The 15555-nt window shown below is 74.3% G+C and carries 12 protein-coding genes; all 12 read left to right on the top strand.

The genetic code is table 11. From position 1 onward, the window contains the following. Window positions 1-215: 215 nt before the first annotated feature. The 12 genes from ACFYXC_RS17615 to ACFYXC_RS17560 all read left to right on the top strand — a co-directional run bounded on the left by ACFYXC_RS17615 (window position 216) and on the right by ACFYXC_RS17560 (window position 15513). Window positions 216-1715, top strand: coding sequence for a hypothetical protein (locus ACFYXC_RS17615; protein WP_389552360.1), 1500 nt, complete (start codon window positions 216-218; stop codon window positions 1713-1715). A gap of 99 nt (window positions 1716-1814) precedes the next feature. After that, window positions 1815-2240 carry a phage tail protein gene (locus tag ACFYXC_RS17610; RefSeq protein ID WP_388917836.1) on the top strand — a complete coding sequence of 142 codons (426 nt, stop codon included), beginning with the start codon at window positions 1815-1817 and terminating at the stop codon, window positions 2238-2240. Window positions 2241-2254: 14 nt separating this feature from the next. Continuing rightward, window positions 2255-2980 carry a peptidase M23 gene (locus tag ACFYXC_RS17605; protein WP_388917833.1) on the top strand — a complete coding sequence of 242 codons (726 nt, stop codon included), beginning with the start codon at window positions 2255-2257 and terminating at the stop codon, window positions 2978-2980. Further along, window positions 2980-4881 carry a VgrG-related protein gene (locus tag ACFYXC_RS17600; RefSeq protein WP_388917830.1) on the top strand — a complete coding sequence of 634 codons (1902 nt, stop codon included), beginning with the start codon at window positions 2980-2982 and terminating at the stop codon, window positions 4879-4881. Before ACFYXC_RS17605 ends, ACFYXC_RS17600 begins: the two co-directional genes overlap by 1 nt. A gap of 97 nt (window positions 4882-4978) precedes the next feature. Next, a complete protein-coding gene (locus ACFYXC_RS17595; RefSeq protein WP_388917827.1) occupies window positions 4979-5425 on the top strand; it encodes a GPW/gp25 family protein in 447 nt (148 codons plus the stop codon). After that, window positions 5425-7383 (top strand): putative baseplate assembly protein, encoded by a 1959-nt coding sequence (locus tag ACFYXC_RS17590; RefSeq protein WP_389552355.1) that lies wholly within the window; start codon window positions 5425-5427, stop codon window positions 7381-7383. Before ACFYXC_RS17595 ends, ACFYXC_RS17590 begins: the two co-directional genes overlap by 1 nt. A 31-nt stretch (window positions 7384-7414) precedes the next feature. Continuing rightward, the gene (locus ACFYXC_RS17585) at window positions 7415-7972 is read left to right on the top strand and encodes a phage tail protein (RefSeq protein ID WP_388917822.1); all 558 of its coding nucleotides are present in this window, start codon (window positions 7415-7417) and stop codon (window positions 7970-7972) included. Next, window positions 7969-9693, top strand: a complete 1725-nt coding sequence (locus tag ACFYXC_RS17580; protein WP_389552350.1) for a zinc ribbon domain-containing protein — start codon at window positions 7969-7971, stop codon at window positions 9691-9693. Before ACFYXC_RS17585 ends, ACFYXC_RS17580 begins: the two co-directional genes overlap by 4 nt. A gap of 204 nt (window positions 9694-9897) precedes the next feature. Continuing rightward, entirely contained in the window at window positions 9898-11208 is a 1311-nt protein-coding gene (locus tag ACFYXC_RS17575) for an FG-GAP repeat domain-containing protein (RefSeq protein ID WP_389552348.1), read from the top strand. After that, window positions 11208-12671, top strand: a complete 1464-nt coding sequence (locus ACFYXC_RS17570; RefSeq protein WP_389552345.1) for an FG-GAP and VCBS repeat-containing protein — start codon at window positions 11208-11210, stop codon at window positions 12669-12671. Before ACFYXC_RS17575 ends, ACFYXC_RS17570 begins: the two co-directional genes overlap by 1 nt. Window positions 12672-12989: 318 nt before the next feature. Further along, window positions 12990-14459 carry an FG-GAP-like repeat-containing protein gene (locus tag ACFYXC_RS17565; RefSeq protein ID WP_389552342.1) on the top strand — a complete coding sequence of 490 codons (1470 nt, stop codon included), beginning with the start codon at window positions 12990-12992 and terminating at the stop codon, window positions 14457-14459. A 67-nt stretch (window positions 14460-14526) separates the two neighbouring features. Then, window positions 14527-15513 carry a YIP1 family protein gene (locus tag ACFYXC_RS17560; protein ID WP_388917807.1) on the top strand — a complete coding sequence of 329 codons (987 nt, stop codon included), beginning with the start codon at window positions 14527-14529 and terminating at the stop codon, window positions 15511-15513. The last annotated feature ends 42 nt before the right edge of the window (window positions 15514-15555 follow it).

The following is a 15555-nucleotide window of genomic DNA, read 5'->3' as shown; positions in this document are numbered from 1 at the left end:
CGTCGGCCGGCGTCCCACGGGCACCGGCCGCTCCGAGCCGTACGGCAGCGGCCCCTGCCCCTGCCGGGACGGCGGACGGCCCGCGCGGCACGACGCCTCGCTCCGGCGGTGCCGCGGGCACGCCCGCCCGGGCCGCCGGAACGGCCCCCACCGCGGCCGTCGTGCAGCGCGCGACAGCCGGATCCGACGGGCGTACGACACCCACGGGCACCCCCGTGGCTCCGACGACCGGCCCCTCCAACCCTTCCGGCTCGGTGAACGGCCCCGCCCACCACCCGGCGACTCCGGCCACGCCCTCCGGGACCGGCACCCCGCCCGCCGCGGCCTCGTACCCGGTGCAGCGCAGCGCCTCCGCCGCGACCGCGCCGCGGCGGATGGGTCTCGGTGCGCCGACCCCGGGGGACCCGTCCCCCACCGGCGGCTCCACGGCCGCCCGTCCGGGTCCGGCAGCCCCCCTCCCCTCCACCCCGGCCACCCCTTCGCCCCCGTCCGCACCCGCCGCGCCGCCCGCGGCCACGAATGCGCCGGGGGCCGTGCCTCCGGCGGCGGCACCCGCTCCCGTCCAGCGCGCCACGGCACCCGCGCCGCGGCAGCGCCCGCTGCTCGGCGCTCCCCTCGCGGCCCCTCCGGCGGACGCGCGCCCGCTCTCCGGGCGTACCGCTTCCGGCGGTTCGAGGTCCGCCGGGCCGCCCCCCGTCCAGCGTGCGACGACGGCACACCCGGCGAAGGCACCGGACCGTGAGCCCGCCGCGAGCACCTCCGCTCCCGTGTCCCCGGCTCCCGGACCGCTCCCGACCCCGACCGCGGCGACGCAGACCCACCGTCCGCCGGCCGTACCCCTGTCGCCCCCGGCCACCCACACCCTCGCCGTGCGGGGCGCCAGGGCGGTGAGCGGCGGGCGCGCACCCGCGGTGCAACGCGCGGTCACGAACACACCCGCCCCGGCGGCGGCGACCCCGGTCGCACCCCCCGCTCCCGTACGGGGACTGGCCTCCACCCGCGCCCTCGCCCCGGTCCTGACGCCGACGGCGCCCTCCGCCGCCGGGCGCCCGGCACCCCCGGCGGCCGTCCCGCTGCGCCGCCCGGCGCCCCCGCGCGGCGGCAGCGGACCGGCGGTACAGCGTGCCGTCACTCCGAACGCCCCCGCCGGCCGGGCCGTGCCGCTCCTCGCGGCCGCCACCGCGGCCACGGCAACCGCCGCCGGTCCCGGCACCGCCCCGTCCGCCGGAGCCGCCAGGACGGCCCCGCAACCACTGTCCCGGCCACGGACCGTGCCCGCGCTGCCGGTCGTCCAGCGCCACTCCGTGGCCGCGCCGACCCCCACCCCGGCACCGGCCCCGACTCCCGGTCCGGCACCGCCCGTCCCCGTACAGCGGACGACGGGCGCACCGCCGTCGCCGTCCCCCGCGAGGACCACCGCGGCCGTCTCCGCCGTCTCGGCGCACGGCACCTCGTCACGTGCCGTCTCGCACAGCGCGTCGCACGGCTCGTCCGGATCGGGCTCCGCCCATGACGCGCCACCGCCCTACGACCCCGGCGGGCCGCCGCCCGAGTACACCGCGGTCGCCAAGGGGCAGTTCGACCCCCGTTCCCTGACCGACTTCCAGCTCGACGAGCTCACGCACCGGCTGATCGGCCGGATCACCCGGCTGATCCGTACCGAGCTGCGGCTCGACCGGGAGCGGATCGGCAAGCTCCGCGACCCGCGCCGCTGACCGGCCGCCGCAAGCGGCACCACCCGGCACCACCCCGCACGACCCGGAACCACCCCGCACCACCCCGCACGACCGACGTCCGCAGAAAGGCCGCCTCCGATGCCCCGCGATCTCGACCCGGGCTCCACCATCTTCTTCACCCTGACCATCGACGGCGAGAGCCTCGGGTACTTCAACGGGTGCGAAGGACTCTCGTCCGCGGTGGAGATCGAGCAGCGCCAGGAGGGCGGCAACAACGGCTTCGTCTGGCAGCTCCCGTCGCGCGTCACCCACTCCAACATCCGGCTGACCCGGCCGCTGACCCCCGACACCACGAAGGTCGCGGCCTGGATCTCCTCCGTGGCCACGGGCATCAAGCGGCCGACCGCGCAGATCGCCGCGCTGCGCGCGGACGGCTCGGAGGTGGCCCACTGGGGGCTGATCGACGTGCTGCCGGTGAGCTGGCAGGGCCCCTCCCTGGACCCGGCCAACCCGAGCGTGGCCACCGAGGTCCTGGAGATCACCCACCACGGGTTCACGGACTGAGGGGCGGACACCACATGGCCAAGGGAAGCAAGGGCGGCGCGGGCAAGAGCCTCGTGCGCGCCACGCTCGCCATCCACGAGCCGCCCGTCGGCTCCAGCACCACCCCGGGCGGGCTCATCAAGACGTTCAACTTCGACTTCAACCCGGCGCAGTTGCAGCTGTCCCGGCGTGCCCAGTGGAAGTCCACACCGGCGGCGGCCGTGCGCGACGGCACGGTCCCGGAGTTCATGGGGCCCGAGCCGCGCGAGATGACGGTCGAGATCTTCCTGGACTCGTCGACCAAGCCGACCAGCAACGTGGTGCTGAAGAACGTGGAGTCCCTGCTGGACTGCTGCGAGGTGACGGCCAAGAGCATCGCCGCCAAGCAGCCCTCGCCGCCGTGGGTGGTGTTCCAGTGGGGGTCGTTCTCCACGGCCCGCTTCACCTCGTACGTGAGTTCCGTGGACGTCACCTACTCGCTGTTCGGCACGACCGGTGTGCCGATCCGGGCCACCTGCCAGGTGTCGCTGCACGAGATCCCCAGCAAGACGAAGGGCCAGAACCCGACCTCGGGCGCGCTCACCGCGCAGCGGGTGCACCGGGTCGTCGCGGGCGACTCCCTGCAGTCGCTGGCCTGGCGCGAGTACGGCAACGCGGCCGCGTGGCGCGCCATCGCCGAGACCAACGGCATCGACGACCCCTCACGCCTGCCCACCGGCATCGAGCTCGTCCTCCCCGCCGTCGAGGAGGTGCGTCTCTGATGGCGAAACCGTCCTACTCCAACATCATCCACGTCACCATCGACGGCAAGAAGATCCCCGCCGACTACATCAACCTGCTCGTCGGCGGCTGGGTCGACCTCGGGGCCGGGGTGCCCGGCGAGTTCCGGCTCACCTTCCGGGACCCGGACCGGGAACTGCTCGGCAAGCTGAACATCAGGTTCGGCTCCAAGGTGGTCATCGCCCCCGTCTCCGACGGCAAGGGCGCGGGGACCCCGCTGCTGACCGGCGAGGTCACCGGCATGGAGACCGACTACGACGGCACCGGCACGTTCACCGTCGTCCGCGGGTACGACCCGGGCCACCGGCTGATGCGGGTGCGCAGGGTGGCCGCGTACCGCAACCAGACCGCCGCCGACCTCGCCCGCAAGCTGGCCGGGATGAACGGTGTCGCCATCGGGAGGATCCAGGCCACCGGGGCGCCCTACGAGTTCATCAGCCAGTCCAACGTGACGGACTGGGACTTCCTCGCGCGGCTCGCCGACGAGAACAAGATGGTGATGTCCCTGGACGCCAAGGGGAAGTTCGAGTTCGCCAAGCCGGACCCGGCGTCCACGGCACCCCCGGTGAGCTCTCCCGACGACCCGAACCCCCGCGTGCTGCGGGGCCGTGTCGACGTACTGCGCTGCCGGGCCGCCGTCAGCGCCGCCGACCAGGTGGACAAGGTCGAGGCGCGCGGCTGGGACATCCCGACCAAGAAGAAGATCGTCGAACTCACCAAGGCCGGCACCAACACCGCCTTCGCCATCGGGACCACGCCGCAGAAGGCCGCCAACGCCTTCAAGGCCGCCAAGCTGGTCGAGACCGACATCCCGTACGACCGCAGGCCCGAGGTCAAGTTCGCCGCCGCCTCCCTCGCGGAGGACATCACCTCCTCGTTCGCCGAGCTGGAGGTCACGGTGCACGGCAATCCCGTGCTGCGCCCCGGGGTGGCCATCGCGCTCACCGACGTGGGCGTCCCCTTCGAGGGCAAGTACACGGTCACCTCCGTACGGCACACCTTCGGCGCCGGCAGTCACTACGAGACCCTGGTGACCGTGAGCGGCCGGCAGTGGCGCTCGCTGTTCGGCCTGACGTCCGGCGGCGGCGCCGCGGCGCCCCGGCTGCCGAGCGTGGCCAACGCGCTGGTCACCGACGTACAGGACCCGCTCAGGCAGGGCCGGGTGAAGCTGCAGTTCCCGTGGCTGGACGACGCGTACGTCAGCGACTGGACGCGGACCGTGCAGCTCGGCGGCAAGGCGGGCGGCGGGATCTTCCCGCTGGACGTCGGCGACGAGGTGCTGGTCGCCTTCGACCGGGGCGCCCTCGACCACCCCTTCGTCATCGGCGGCCTCTACAACGGCATCGACAAGCCGACGGTCGTCAAGGACGTACAGCTGCACGACCCGGTCAAGAAGAGGGCGATGCGGCACACCCTGTCCGACCGGGACGGCAACCGGGTGGACCTGCTCAGCCAGCAGACCGGCGGCCGCAAGCAGGGCGTCCGGGTGGCCAGCGGCAACGACAGGCTGATCATCAACCTGGACCGCACCAAGACCGAGATCACCGTGGACAGCAAGGGCGCCGTCAGCATCACGGGCGGTACCTCGGTGTCGATCGAGGCGGGCACCGACCTCTCGCTGAGCGCCCGGCGCAGCATCAGCATCAAGAGCGGCGGGCCGCTCACCCTCCAGGGCCGCGGGATCGTCAACCTCAAGTCGCTCGGCGGCGCGGTGACCGTGGACGCGATGGGCGCCCTGAACCTCAAGGCGGTCGGCACCGCGATGATGAGCGCCGGCGGCACCATGCAGTTCAACACCATCGGCCAGATCGGTATGCGGGCCGTCAACATCGACCTCATGGGCCTGGTGACGGTCAACAAGAAGCCGTACCCGATCCCGTGACCGCGACTGTGACCGTGACCTTGAGAAGCAGGCCCGTGCGAAGCAGGCCCGTGAGAAGCACGACCGTGACGACGACGAGAAGGCGGGTGGCCCCCTGATGGCGGAGCAGTTCGTCGGATCCGGCTGGGCGTTCCCGCTGCGCATCGGCCCCACCGGGGGCATCGCCCTGGTCAGCGGGGAACGCGAGATCGAGGAGGCCATCCGGCTCGTCCTGGCCACCGCGCCGGGCGAGCGGCCGATGCGCCCCGAGTTCGGCTGCGCCATCCACGACCTGGTGTTCGCCCCGGTCAACGAGGCCACCGCGGGCCGTATCCAGCACGAGGTGTACACGAGCCTCGACCGCTGGGAGCCGCGCATCGAGGTCAGCGACGTCGAGGTGACCGCGGGCGCCGAGACCGAGCAGGGCGTGCTCTTCATCGACGTCCGCTACTCGATCCGCGGCACCAACAACCCGCGCAGCCTCGTGTTCCCGTTCTACGTCATCCCCTCCCACGAGGAGCCCGACGCCGTCGGCCCGGGCGACTCCCCTGAAAGCGACCGCTGATGGCCCTGCCCTCCCCGAACCTCGACGACCGCCGCTTCCAGCAGTTCGTCGACGACGCCAAGCGCTACATCCAGCAGCGCGCCCCGGAGTGGACCGACCACAACGTCTCCGACCCCGGTGTCACCCTCGTGGAGACGGTCGCCCACATGGCCGACCAGATCGTCTACCGGCTCAACCGGGTGCCGGAGAAGAACCACCTGGCGTTCCTGGACCTGGTGGGCATCACCCTCTTCCCGCCCTCCGCCGCCCGTACGGACGTCACGTTCTGGCTGTCGGCGCCGCAGGACGAGCCGGTGCTGCTGCCGGTGGGCACCGAGGTCGCCACCACGCGCACGGAGAGCGAGGAGGCCGCGGTCTTCGCCACCGAGCGCGAACTGACGATCGTGTCCTGCGAGTTGCGTCACCTCGTGGTGCAGCACACCGGCGAGCCCGGCACCGACAGGACCGCCGACCTCGCCGAGGGCAAGGACCTGCTGTGCTTCACCGAGTCCCCGCGGCCCGGGGACTGCATGCTGCTCGGGCTGAGCGCCGCCGTACCGCACTGCGCGGTCGCGCTGGAGCTGGACAGCCGCGTCGACGGTGTCGGCGTGGACCCGCGGCAGCCCCCGCTGCTGTGGGAGGCGTGGACCGAGGACGGCTGGGTCGCCTGCGAGGTCGACCGGGACGGCACGGGCGGTCTGAACCGGCCGGGCGAGGTCGTCCTGCACGTGCCCGGCGCGCACACGCTGTCCCGCACCGGCGGGCAGGAGGCCGGCTGGCTGCGCTGCCGGGTCACCGAGCCGCTGCCCGGCCAGCCCTTCTACACGACCTCGCCGACCGTGCGGTCCGTGGAGGCGTTCACGCTCGGCGGCACGACCTCGGCCGTGCACGCCGAGACCGTGTACGACGAGGCGCTCGGCGAGTCCACCGGCCTGCCCGGACAGCGGCTGCGCCTCGCCCACGCGCCCGTGGTCGGCGACACCCCGCCGGTGCTGCTGCAGACCGCCGAGCACGAGGGCTGGCTGGACTGGGAGGTCGTTCCGTCGTTCGCCGCGTCCACGCCGTACGACCGGCACATCACCCTCGACGCCGCGACCGGTGACATCGCCTTCGGCCCGGCGGTACGGGAACCCGACGGCACCCTGCGCCAGTACGGGTCGGTGGCGCCCAAGGGTGCCGTCATCCGCGCGCTGCGCTACCGCACCGGCGGCGGCCGGGCCGGCAACGTGGCGCGCGGCGCCGTCAAGGTGCTGCGCACGTCCGTCCCGTACGTCTCCGAGGTCGTCAACCGGGAGGCGGCGCGCGGCGGCGTCGACGGCGAGACGGTGGAGGAGGCGAAGACCCGGGCGCCGATCACCCTGCGCGCCCAGGAGCGGGCGGTGACCCTGCGCGACTACGAGGAGCTGGCCCGCCGGGCCGCCCCCGAGACGGCCCGGATCACCTGCCTGGAGGGCGACGAGGGCGAGCACGGGGCGTACGCGGTACGGGTGCTGGTGGTGCCGCAGGCCGTGGCGGACCCCGGTGGCCGGCTGCGCTTCGAGCAACTGGTGCCCGGTGACGACCTGTTGCGCCGCATCACCCGCCACCTCGACGAACGGCGCCTGATCGGCACCCGGCTGGCGGTCGGCCCGCCCTTCTACCAGGGCGTCACGGTGGTCGCCACGGTGCACGCGTTCCGCGGCACCGACACGGACCGGGTGCGCCGCCAGGCGCACGACGCCCTGTACCGGCACCTCGACCCGCTGACCGGCGGCGCCGACGGCCGCGGCTGGCCCTTCGGCCGCCCCGTGCAGTCCGGCGAGGTCTTCGCCGTCCTCCAGCGCGTCCCCGGCGTCGAACTGGTCGACGAGGTCCAGCTCCACCCGGCCGACCCCCTGAACGGCAAGCGCGGCGACGCGACCGACCGCATCGACCTCGACCCCCCGTCCCTGGTCTTCTCCTTCGACCACCGCGTCCGAGTGATCGGAGACCGCCCGTGACCGACCGGACGCATGCCGGAGGGGACCGCCGGTGAGGGGATCCATCGACGGGCTGGGGTCCTCCTCGCCCATCGGGATGACGCTGCCCGCCGTGTTCGCCGACGACGAGCTGGCCCAGCGGTTCGTCGGCGGGCTCGACGAGGTGCTCGCGCCGATCCTGGCCGTCCTCGACAACCTGGACTCCTACTTCACGCCGTCCCTGGCACCGGTGGACTTCACCCGGTGGCTGGCCGGCTGGGTCGGCGCGGAGACCGACGGGAGCGAGCCCGAGGACCGGCTGCGCGCCGCCGTCGCCGCCGCCGCCTTCCTGCACCGGGTACGGGGCACCAGCCGCGGCCTGTCCGAAGCGGTGCGCCTCGTCTTCGGCGTGGCCCCGGAGATCACCGAGAGCGGCGGCGCCTCCTGGGACGCCCGGCCGCTCGGCCCGGTTCCCGGTGACCGCCGCCCCCGCCTGCACGTCTCCCTGCGGCTGCCCGACCCGACCCCGGCGGACGAACACCGCCTCGACAGCCTCGTGGCGGCCGCCCGCCCCGCCCACATGCCCTACACGGTCCAGGTGACCGCCGCCGAAAGGATTCCCGAGAGATGACCAGCCAGACCTCCGGCACGGGACGGGAGCCGGCGCGCAGCTGTGTCGAGTGCGGCACCCGCGCGGAGCCCGGCCAGTCCTTCTGCGACTCCTGCGGGGCGGTACTCGGCTGGGCCGGGAGCCCGGACCGGTCCGCCGCGGCCCCCGTACCCGCGGCGGCGAGCGGAAACGCGGGAGGTACGGGTACGGCCCGCACGGGCCAGGACGCTCCCGCCGCCGCCCGCGCCGCGACCGGCGCCCCGGCCGGGGGGCGCCCCGCCGGGGACGAGCCCCACCGGCGCGACGGTCACACCGGCGGTACCGGCGGCCCGGTGGGCGGGGGCCGGCCCGAGCAGGACCCCGCTTCCCGGCCGCACGCCGACACGGACGCGGGTGCGGGTACGGGTGCGGGTACGGGTGCCGCCAGCGGTGCCGGTTCCGCTGCCGGAGCCGGTTCCGCGCAGGGTTCCGGCGGGACCCGGCAACCGGAGGCCGCCCCGGCGCAGGCCGCGGCACCTCTGGCGTATCCCGAGCCCGCTGGCTTCGGCAGCACCCCGCTGTCACCGTCCCCCTCACCGTCACCGTCCGCGGCACCGTCGTCGGCGGCGTCCGGAGCGGGGACGTCCGGAGCAGGGACGCCCGGAGCAGGGGCGCCTGCCGCGGGCACGGCCGGTGCCGCCGCCGGGGCTGCCCCCGCCGGTCCGGGCGCGGACGTCTTCTCCGCCCTCTCCCCCCGCACCGCGGCCGGGGACGACGACTTCCCGCCCGACGCCGACACCGAGCCGAGGGTGGCCCTCGGCCACCCCGGCGGCCCGCACCACCCCGCGACCCCTGCCTCGGCCTCCGCCGACGAGCGGGCCAGGTCCCTGCTCATCCCCGTGAACGACCCCGAACCCCGGGCCGCCGTCGCGCCCGCCGTGGCTCCCGTGCTCCCGGGCCGCCCGGTCGCGAACCGCCCCCAGGTCCGCGCCCCGGGCCCCGAGTCGGGTCCGGAGAACGGCCCGCCGTGCCCCTGGTGCGGCACCCCCAACCGGCCCGACCGGCACTTCTGCGGCCGCTGCGCCATGCCGATGGCGGGCGGCCCGCGTCCGCCGGAGCGGCGGACCTGGTGGCGCCGACTGCTCGACTTCCGCACCGCGGAGACCCCGTGGGCGGGCGACCGCCCCCGGCTGCGCCGCGGCTTCGGACGCCTCATGAACTGGGTCGTCGGCGCCCTCGTACTCGGCCTGATCATCACCCTCGTCGTCAACATCGGCGACGGGGTCGACGCGACCCGCGACCACTTCGCCAAGCGCGCCCCGGTCGGCCCGGACAGCGTCAGGGCGTCCCGCTCGTACCCCGGTCACAGCCCGCAGCTCGCCTTCGACGGCCTGAGCAACACCTGGTGGGGGCCCGGCGTCTCGCAGTCCGGTGAGGGCGAGTGGGTCGAGGCCCGCTTCGACAACCCGACCCGGCTGCTGGACGTGGTCATCACCTCCGGCGTCTCGGCCAAGGTGGAGCACCTCCAGGAGTCGGCCCTGCCGAACCGCATCGAGGCGCAGATCACCACGGCCGACGGAAAGAAGAGCACCCGGATCATCAACCTCGACCGGAGCGCCGGCGGCCAGCGCCGCAAGTTCCGGGTGGGCGCGGTCGTCGCGGTGCGGTTCACCCTGCGCTCCGCCTACGCCGCCGACGCCAAGAAGCAGGTGTCCATCGCCGAGATCGAGCTCTTCACCCGCTCGAACGGCAGCAGGTCGTAACGCACGCCATGCCACGTCCGCCGGCCCCGCCCGGCGCCCGGTACGGCCTTTTCCCCCCACTACCACCCGATCCCGTTTCCCCCGCCCTCACCCGTCGTCGTCCGATCTCGTACGCAAGACGGACACCTCTGATGACTTATGACCACTCGCCACCGCATCATGAGCAGGTTGTTGTCTCACGATGCGGTCGGGGTTGACGTGACCATGGAAAAGCGCGGGATTCGGGTGGCGAGTGCCGTGGCGGGCTGCGCCCTGCTCCTCGCCGGCTGCGGCGGGCCGGGCGGCGACGGGGACGGCGCCGACTCCGCCGGACGCGAGCCCGTCACGGTCGCCAAGGCCCCCGCCCGGGTCCCCGTACCACTGGGCAGGGGCAGCGAGGTCGACAGCGACTTCAACGGCGACGGCCACCGCGACCTCGTACTCAACGACCTCGTGAAGCGCGACACCCACGGGGACGACGCCGGCATCGGGATCGTGTACGGGTCGGGCCGTGGACTCACCCCGGGCGCCCGGCAGTTGCTGAGCACCGCCCAGCACGCCGCCGCCACCGAGGGCCAGCTGCCCGCCGTCTTCGACGCGGAGGCGAGCTGCGACCTGGACGAGGACGGCTTCACCGACCTCGTCGTCTCGACCGATCCGCCGTACGACGGGCAGGGCCGGCCGCCGGTGCCGCTGCAGATCCTCTTCGGCTCGTCCCGTGGCCTGTCCGGCAAGGCGGTCAAGCTGACCATTCCCGCGCAGGCGCGTTTCGGCAACGACTGGCCGGACCAGCCGGTGTGCGGCGACTTCAACGGCGACGAGACCGACGATCTCGTCGTGCACGCCTCCGACGGCCAACTCAGCTACTTGCGCGGGCCCTTCACCCGCAAGGGGGCCCCGAAGGCGGCCGGCGCACCGCTCGCCTCGCCGGGCAACGTCCCGACCTCGCCGGCCGTGGACATCGACGGCGACGGCTACGACGACCTGCTCGTACGTACGGCCGAGGGAGCCGGTGCCTCCGAGTCCTCCCTCGTGCTGGGCGGACCGACCGGCCCCGCCGGTGACGCGATCGCCCTCCCGAAGGGTGTCGACGTCGCCTTCGGCCAGTTCGGCAGGGGCAAGGGGCTCGACGCGGCGATCGGCACGATGCGCGCCACGGCCCTGCGCTACGAGGTGCCGGGCACCCAGCGCGGTGAACTCGCCGTCGCCGGTACGGTCCTGGACGCCGGGGACTTCGACGGCGACGGGACGGGCGAACTCGTCTCCAGCGGTTCGCAGCTCAGGATCCTCAGGAGCGGTTCCGGCGGGGTGTCCGCGACCGGGATGGTGACCGTGCAGCCGCCCGCCCCCGGGACCACCCGGGTCCTGGCGGTGGCCGACTTCGACGGCGACGCACGGGCGGACCTCGTGGTGCGCGCCTACCGCGGGGACACGAAGGACACGGTCGCCGTGTACCCGGGCGCGAAGAAGGGCCTGCTCGCGCGGGAGCCCGCACTCACCTTCTCCACGTCCGGGTTCCTCGGCGCGGAGGGCTGATGCGCTTCCCGTCCGGGTCCCGGCGCCTCCTGCCGGTCGCCGTGGCGCTGCTCACCGGCGGCTGTCTGCTCGCGGGATGCAACGGTGAAGGCAGTACCACCGCCGGGCGGAAGACGCCGAGCACCGGAAACCCAAGCGCCGGAAGGCCGAGTGCCGGAAAACCGTCCGAGGACCCCCGTCCCGGTGACTTCAACGGCGACGGCCACGACGACTTCGCGACCGTCGTCACCTCGCGGTCCAAGGACGGATCGCGGGCCGCGGAGAAGCTGGTCGTGGTCTACGGCTCCGCCGGCGGCCTCGACCCCGCCTCGGCGCAGCGGACCGCACCGGGCGGGAAGGGGCTGTCCTTCACCTCCGTGCTCCGCACCGACCTCGACGGCGACGGCTTCACCGACCTGGTCGCCGGCCGCGGCGAGGGCGACACGCGGCCGGGGGCCCTCGCGCTCTTCGGCGGCGCCCGCGGCCTGGCCGCCGCGACCGAACTCGCCCTGCCCGCCGGCTTCCGCCCCCTGGCCGCCGCCGACTTCGACGGCGACGGCGCCACCGACCTGCTCGACGGCGGCCGGGGCGGCTCCGGCGGGGTGCTCCTTCTCGGCCCCTTCGACCGTGCGGGCACCCCTGAGCGGCAGATCGCGCTGGAGCTCGGGCAGCAGGGGTACGCGTCGCCCGTCTCGGCCACCACGGGCGACTTCGACGCCGACGGGAAGGCGGAGGTCGTCCTCACGTACGCCTTCGACGCGGAGGAGGACGAGAGCGCGCCCGAGGACGCGCACCTGGTCGCCCACTACGAGGGCGGCCCGGACGGACTCGTGCGCGAGCCCGCCCGCGAGCCCGCCATCAGCGAGGCCGTGGGCACCTCCGACGGCCCCCGCACCCCCGCCGCGGGCGACGCGGACGGCGACGGCATCGACGACCTGCTGCTGCCCACCCAGCTCGAGGTGGCCCCCGCGGACATGCCGGCCGCGGGCGGCGCGCTCACCGTGCTGTACGGCGCCGAGTCGGGCCTGGGCGGCGGGCGCGAGAAGTCGGTGATCGAGGGCGCGGACGGCGCGAAGCGGCGGACCGACTTCGGCAGTTCGCCCGCCGTCGGCGACGTCGACGGCGACGGGAGGCCGGACGTCGTCGTCAACACCCCGGGCTTCCGGCGCCACGACGGCAGGGTCACGCTGCTGCGCGGCGGATCCGGGGGCGTACCGTCCGCGGACGGCGAGCAGACCGTCGACGCCGAGACCGACGGACTGCCCGGCACCCCCAACCCGCACCGCTGGAACGCCTTCGACCACCGGCCCCCGCTGCTGGACGTGGACGGCGACGCCCACGCCGACGCCGTCGTCTTCGCACCGCTCTACGAAAAGCGCCGCGGCGCGTTCCTGGTGCTACGGGGCACACCCAAAGGCTTCACCCCAGAACAAACCCAACTCCTCACCCCAACAGCCCTGGGCGTCCCCCTACACCTGCCTTAGCCCGCATGTGCATTGCCGGGCGGTGGGGCGTCCGGGGGCCCGAGGCCCGAAGGGCCGTAGGGGCGCGGGGAACTGCGCGACCAGCCACAACGCACCCGCACCCACCCAACCACCCCCACCAACCTCACCGGCAATCCTCACCGCACTCACCCCGGGCGAGGCAAATCGAGACCCCACGTACAACCCCCCACCCTCCCCACGGGTCTTCCGATCGCCGACCACCTGTGAACCCCAGGGAAACCCCGGGCCAACACAAGTGGTACGCACCCACTGACGACGGGCACCCACCGGCGCCCCGCATGCCGCAGGAGGACCCGCATGCCCAAGCCCAAGCACCGGCGACTCACCCTCGCGACGGCAACCGCCGCCGCCCTGACGGGTGGTCTCCTCACCCTCGCACCAGCCACGAACGCAGCCGCAGCGGCAGTGCCCCCCTCCACCAGCGACTTCAACGCCGACGGCTACCCGGACCTCGCCGTGGGAGTCCCCGAAGGAACCGTCGGCGGCAAGGCGAGAGCCGGTTACGTCAGCGTCCTGTGGGGCGGCGAGAAGGGCACGGGCGCCCACGGCGGCATCCGCGTCACCCAGTCCACCGCCGAAGTGCCCGGCACCCCCGAGACGGGCGACCGCTTCGGCGCCTCCGCGGTTCTGGAGGACCTCAACGGCGACGGCGTCGCGGAACTCCTCGTCGGCGCCCCCGGCGAGGACGTCACCGGCCGCGGCACGGACGCGGGCCTGGTCTCCGTCGTGGGCGGCGCGAAGGGCGGCCCGGGCCCCGGCTCCAACGTCGTCACCGGCCCCGCCCCCTCGGCCGCGTACGGACTGTCGGTCGCCGCGGCCGACCTGACCGGCGACGGCAGCAGGGACATCGTGACCGGCGGCAGGGACAAGGTCGTCCTGCGCACCGCCGACGGCCTCGCCGCCACCGTCGTCACCGCCCCCATGGGCGGCCGCGCCCCGGTCCTGACCACCGGCGACTTCACCGGCGACGGCGCGAAGGACCTGGCGGTGGGGTACTGGACGAACGACCCGTTCACCCAGTCGCACGTACGGATCTGGGCGTGGGAACGGGCGGAGAAGGCCCTGGCCAACGTGTGGAACACCGACAACGCCGGTGTCTCCGCCCTCGCCTCGGGCGACTTCGACGGCGACGGCCACGACGACCTGGTGCTCGGCGAGTGCCGGGAGATCGCCGACGAGAACATCGACGACCCGTGCGGCCCGGAGGAGTACGCGAAGGGCGGCGGCCTCCACATCCACTACGGCGCCGACGCGAACGGCTCCTTCGGGTTCCGCAAGCAGACCCTGAACCAGGACACGGCCGGCGTACCCGGCGTCGCCGAGTCCGGTGACCGCTTCGGCGCGGCCCTCGCCGTGGCCGACCTCGACGGCGACGGCCGCGACGACCTGGTCGCGGGCGCCCCCGGCGAGGCGATCGGCACCCGTCCGGACGCGGGCGCGGCCACCCTGCTGTTCGGCACGGAGAACGGCCTGGCCGACGCGTCCGGCGAGGGCCACGCGGTCGCGTACCACCAGGGCACGCCGCGTGTCCCGGGCGCCGCGGAGCCCGGTGACGCCTTCGGCGCCGCCGTGGCGACGGGCGACCACGATCACGACGGCACCCCGGACCTCACGGTCGGCTCCCCCGGCGAGAACGCCGCGTCGGGTGGCCTGTGGCTCTTCCCGCGGGCGGGCGTAGACGGTTCCTACGCCCTCACCCCGGCACGGCTGGGACTGCCCGACCCGAAGAGCGCCCTCGCCTACGGACGGCCCCTGAGCAGCCGCTGACACGGTCACCGGGCAGTCGGCACCCCTGAGGCGCCCCTGAGGCGCCCCTCAAGAGGTCCCTTAGGGGATGTCACAGGTCGGCAGCAAAGCCGGTCCCGAAGCCCCGGGCCCGGCACGGGACTCCGCAGGACCAGGTACGTTCGATGGCGTGGCTGGATTCAGGATCGGACGCGGCCGGGACAACCGCACGCAGCAGGCGCCTCCGCAACAACCGCGGCAGCAGCCGTACGGACAGCAGGCCCCCCGGGGCGGCCCGTCGTACGGCTATCCCCCCGCGCCCGGGGCCCACCCGCAGCCGCCCCAGTACGGCGGCGGCAACGGCCCGCAGCGGTGGCCCCAGGGGAACGGACACGGCGAGCCGGAGTACTTCGGCGACCACGGTCACCACCCGCAGGCCCCGGACCCGTACGCGGCGAACCAACCGGGTCACACGACGGCCTTCTCGGTCGGCGAGGACCCGTACAGCCAGGGCGAGACCTACCGCGCGGGCCACACCGCCGCGCCCCCGGTCGGCCCGCGGCTGCACTGGAAGGACCTGCTGAGCGGCGTCGTCCTGCGCCCGAACCAGACCTTCCTGCAGATGCGCGACTACACGATGTGGGGCCCGGCCCTCGTCGTGACGTTCCTCTACGGCCTGCTGGCCGTCTTCGGCTTCGACGGCGCCCGCGCGGACGCCATCAACGCCACGCTGTCCAACGCGGTCCCCATCGTCCTGACGACGGCGGTCGCGATCGTGCTCAGCGCGTTCATCCTCGGCGTGGTCACCCACACCCTCGCCCGCCAGCTCGGCGGCGACGGCGCCTGGCAGCCCACGGTCGGCCTCTCCATGCTGATCATGTCGCTCACGGACGCGCCGCGCCTGATCGTCGCCATGTTCGCGAGCGGCGACGCGCCGTTCGTGCGGATCCTCGGCTGGGTGACCTGGGTGGCGGCCGGCGCGCTGTTCACGCTGATGGTCAACAAGTCGCACGACCTGCCGTGGCCCAAGGCCCTGGCAGCCTCGGCGATCCAGCTGATCGCGCTGCTGTCGATCATCAAGCTCGGCACGTTCTAGAAAAGATCCGAGGGGCTGCTCCCGCGCGGACGGCGGGAGCAC

This window comes from Streptomyces sp. NPDC002701 (genome assembly GCF_042889045.1).
GTDB lineage: Bacteria > Actinomycetota > Actinomycetes > Streptomycetales > Streptomycetaceae > Streptomyces.
Note: the sequence above shows the minus strand (reverse complement) of the source record. Positions and strands in the feature narration are given on the sequence as shown.

Coding starts and splice junctions, on each gene's coding strand:
- ACFYXC_RS17575 (WP_389552348.1), top strand. CDS start 9,898: ATGGAAAAGCGCGGGATTCGGGTGGCGAGTGCCGTGGCGGGCTGCGCC.
- ACFYXC_RS17600 (WP_388917830.1), top strand. CDS start 2,980: ATGGCGAAACCGTCCTACTCCAACATCATCCACGTCACCATCGACGGC.
- ACFYXC_RS17590 (WP_389552355.1), top strand. CDS start 5,425: ATGGCCCTGCCCTCCCCGAACCTCGACGACCGCCGCTTCCAGCAGTTC.
- ACFYXC_RS17610 (WP_388917836.1), top strand. CDS start 1,815: ATGCCCCGCGATCTCGACCCGGGCTCCACCATCTTCTTCACCCTGACC.
- ACFYXC_RS17580 (WP_389552350.1), top strand. CDS start 7,969: ATGACCAGCCAGACCTCCGGCACGGGACGGGAGCCGGCGCGCAGCTGT.
- ACFYXC_RS17570 (WP_389552345.1), top strand. CDS start 11,208: ATGCGCTTCCCGTCCGGGTCCCGGCGCCTCCTGCCGGTCGCCGTGGCG.
- ACFYXC_RS17560 (WP_388917807.1), top strand. CDS start 14,527: ATGTCACAGGTCGGCAGCAAAGCCGGTCCCGAAGCCCCGGGCCCGGCA.
- ACFYXC_RS17605 (WP_388917833.1), top strand. CDS start 2,255: ATGGCCAAGGGAAGCAAGGGCGGCGCGGGCAAGAGCCTCGTGCGCGCC.
- ACFYXC_RS17595 (WP_388917827.1), top strand. CDS start 4,979: ATGGCGGAGCAGTTCGTCGGATCCGGCTGGGCGTTCCCGCTGCGCATC.
- ACFYXC_RS17565 (WP_389552342.1), top strand. CDS start 12,990: ATGCCCAAGCCCAAGCACCGGCGACTCACCCTCGCGACGGCAACCGCC.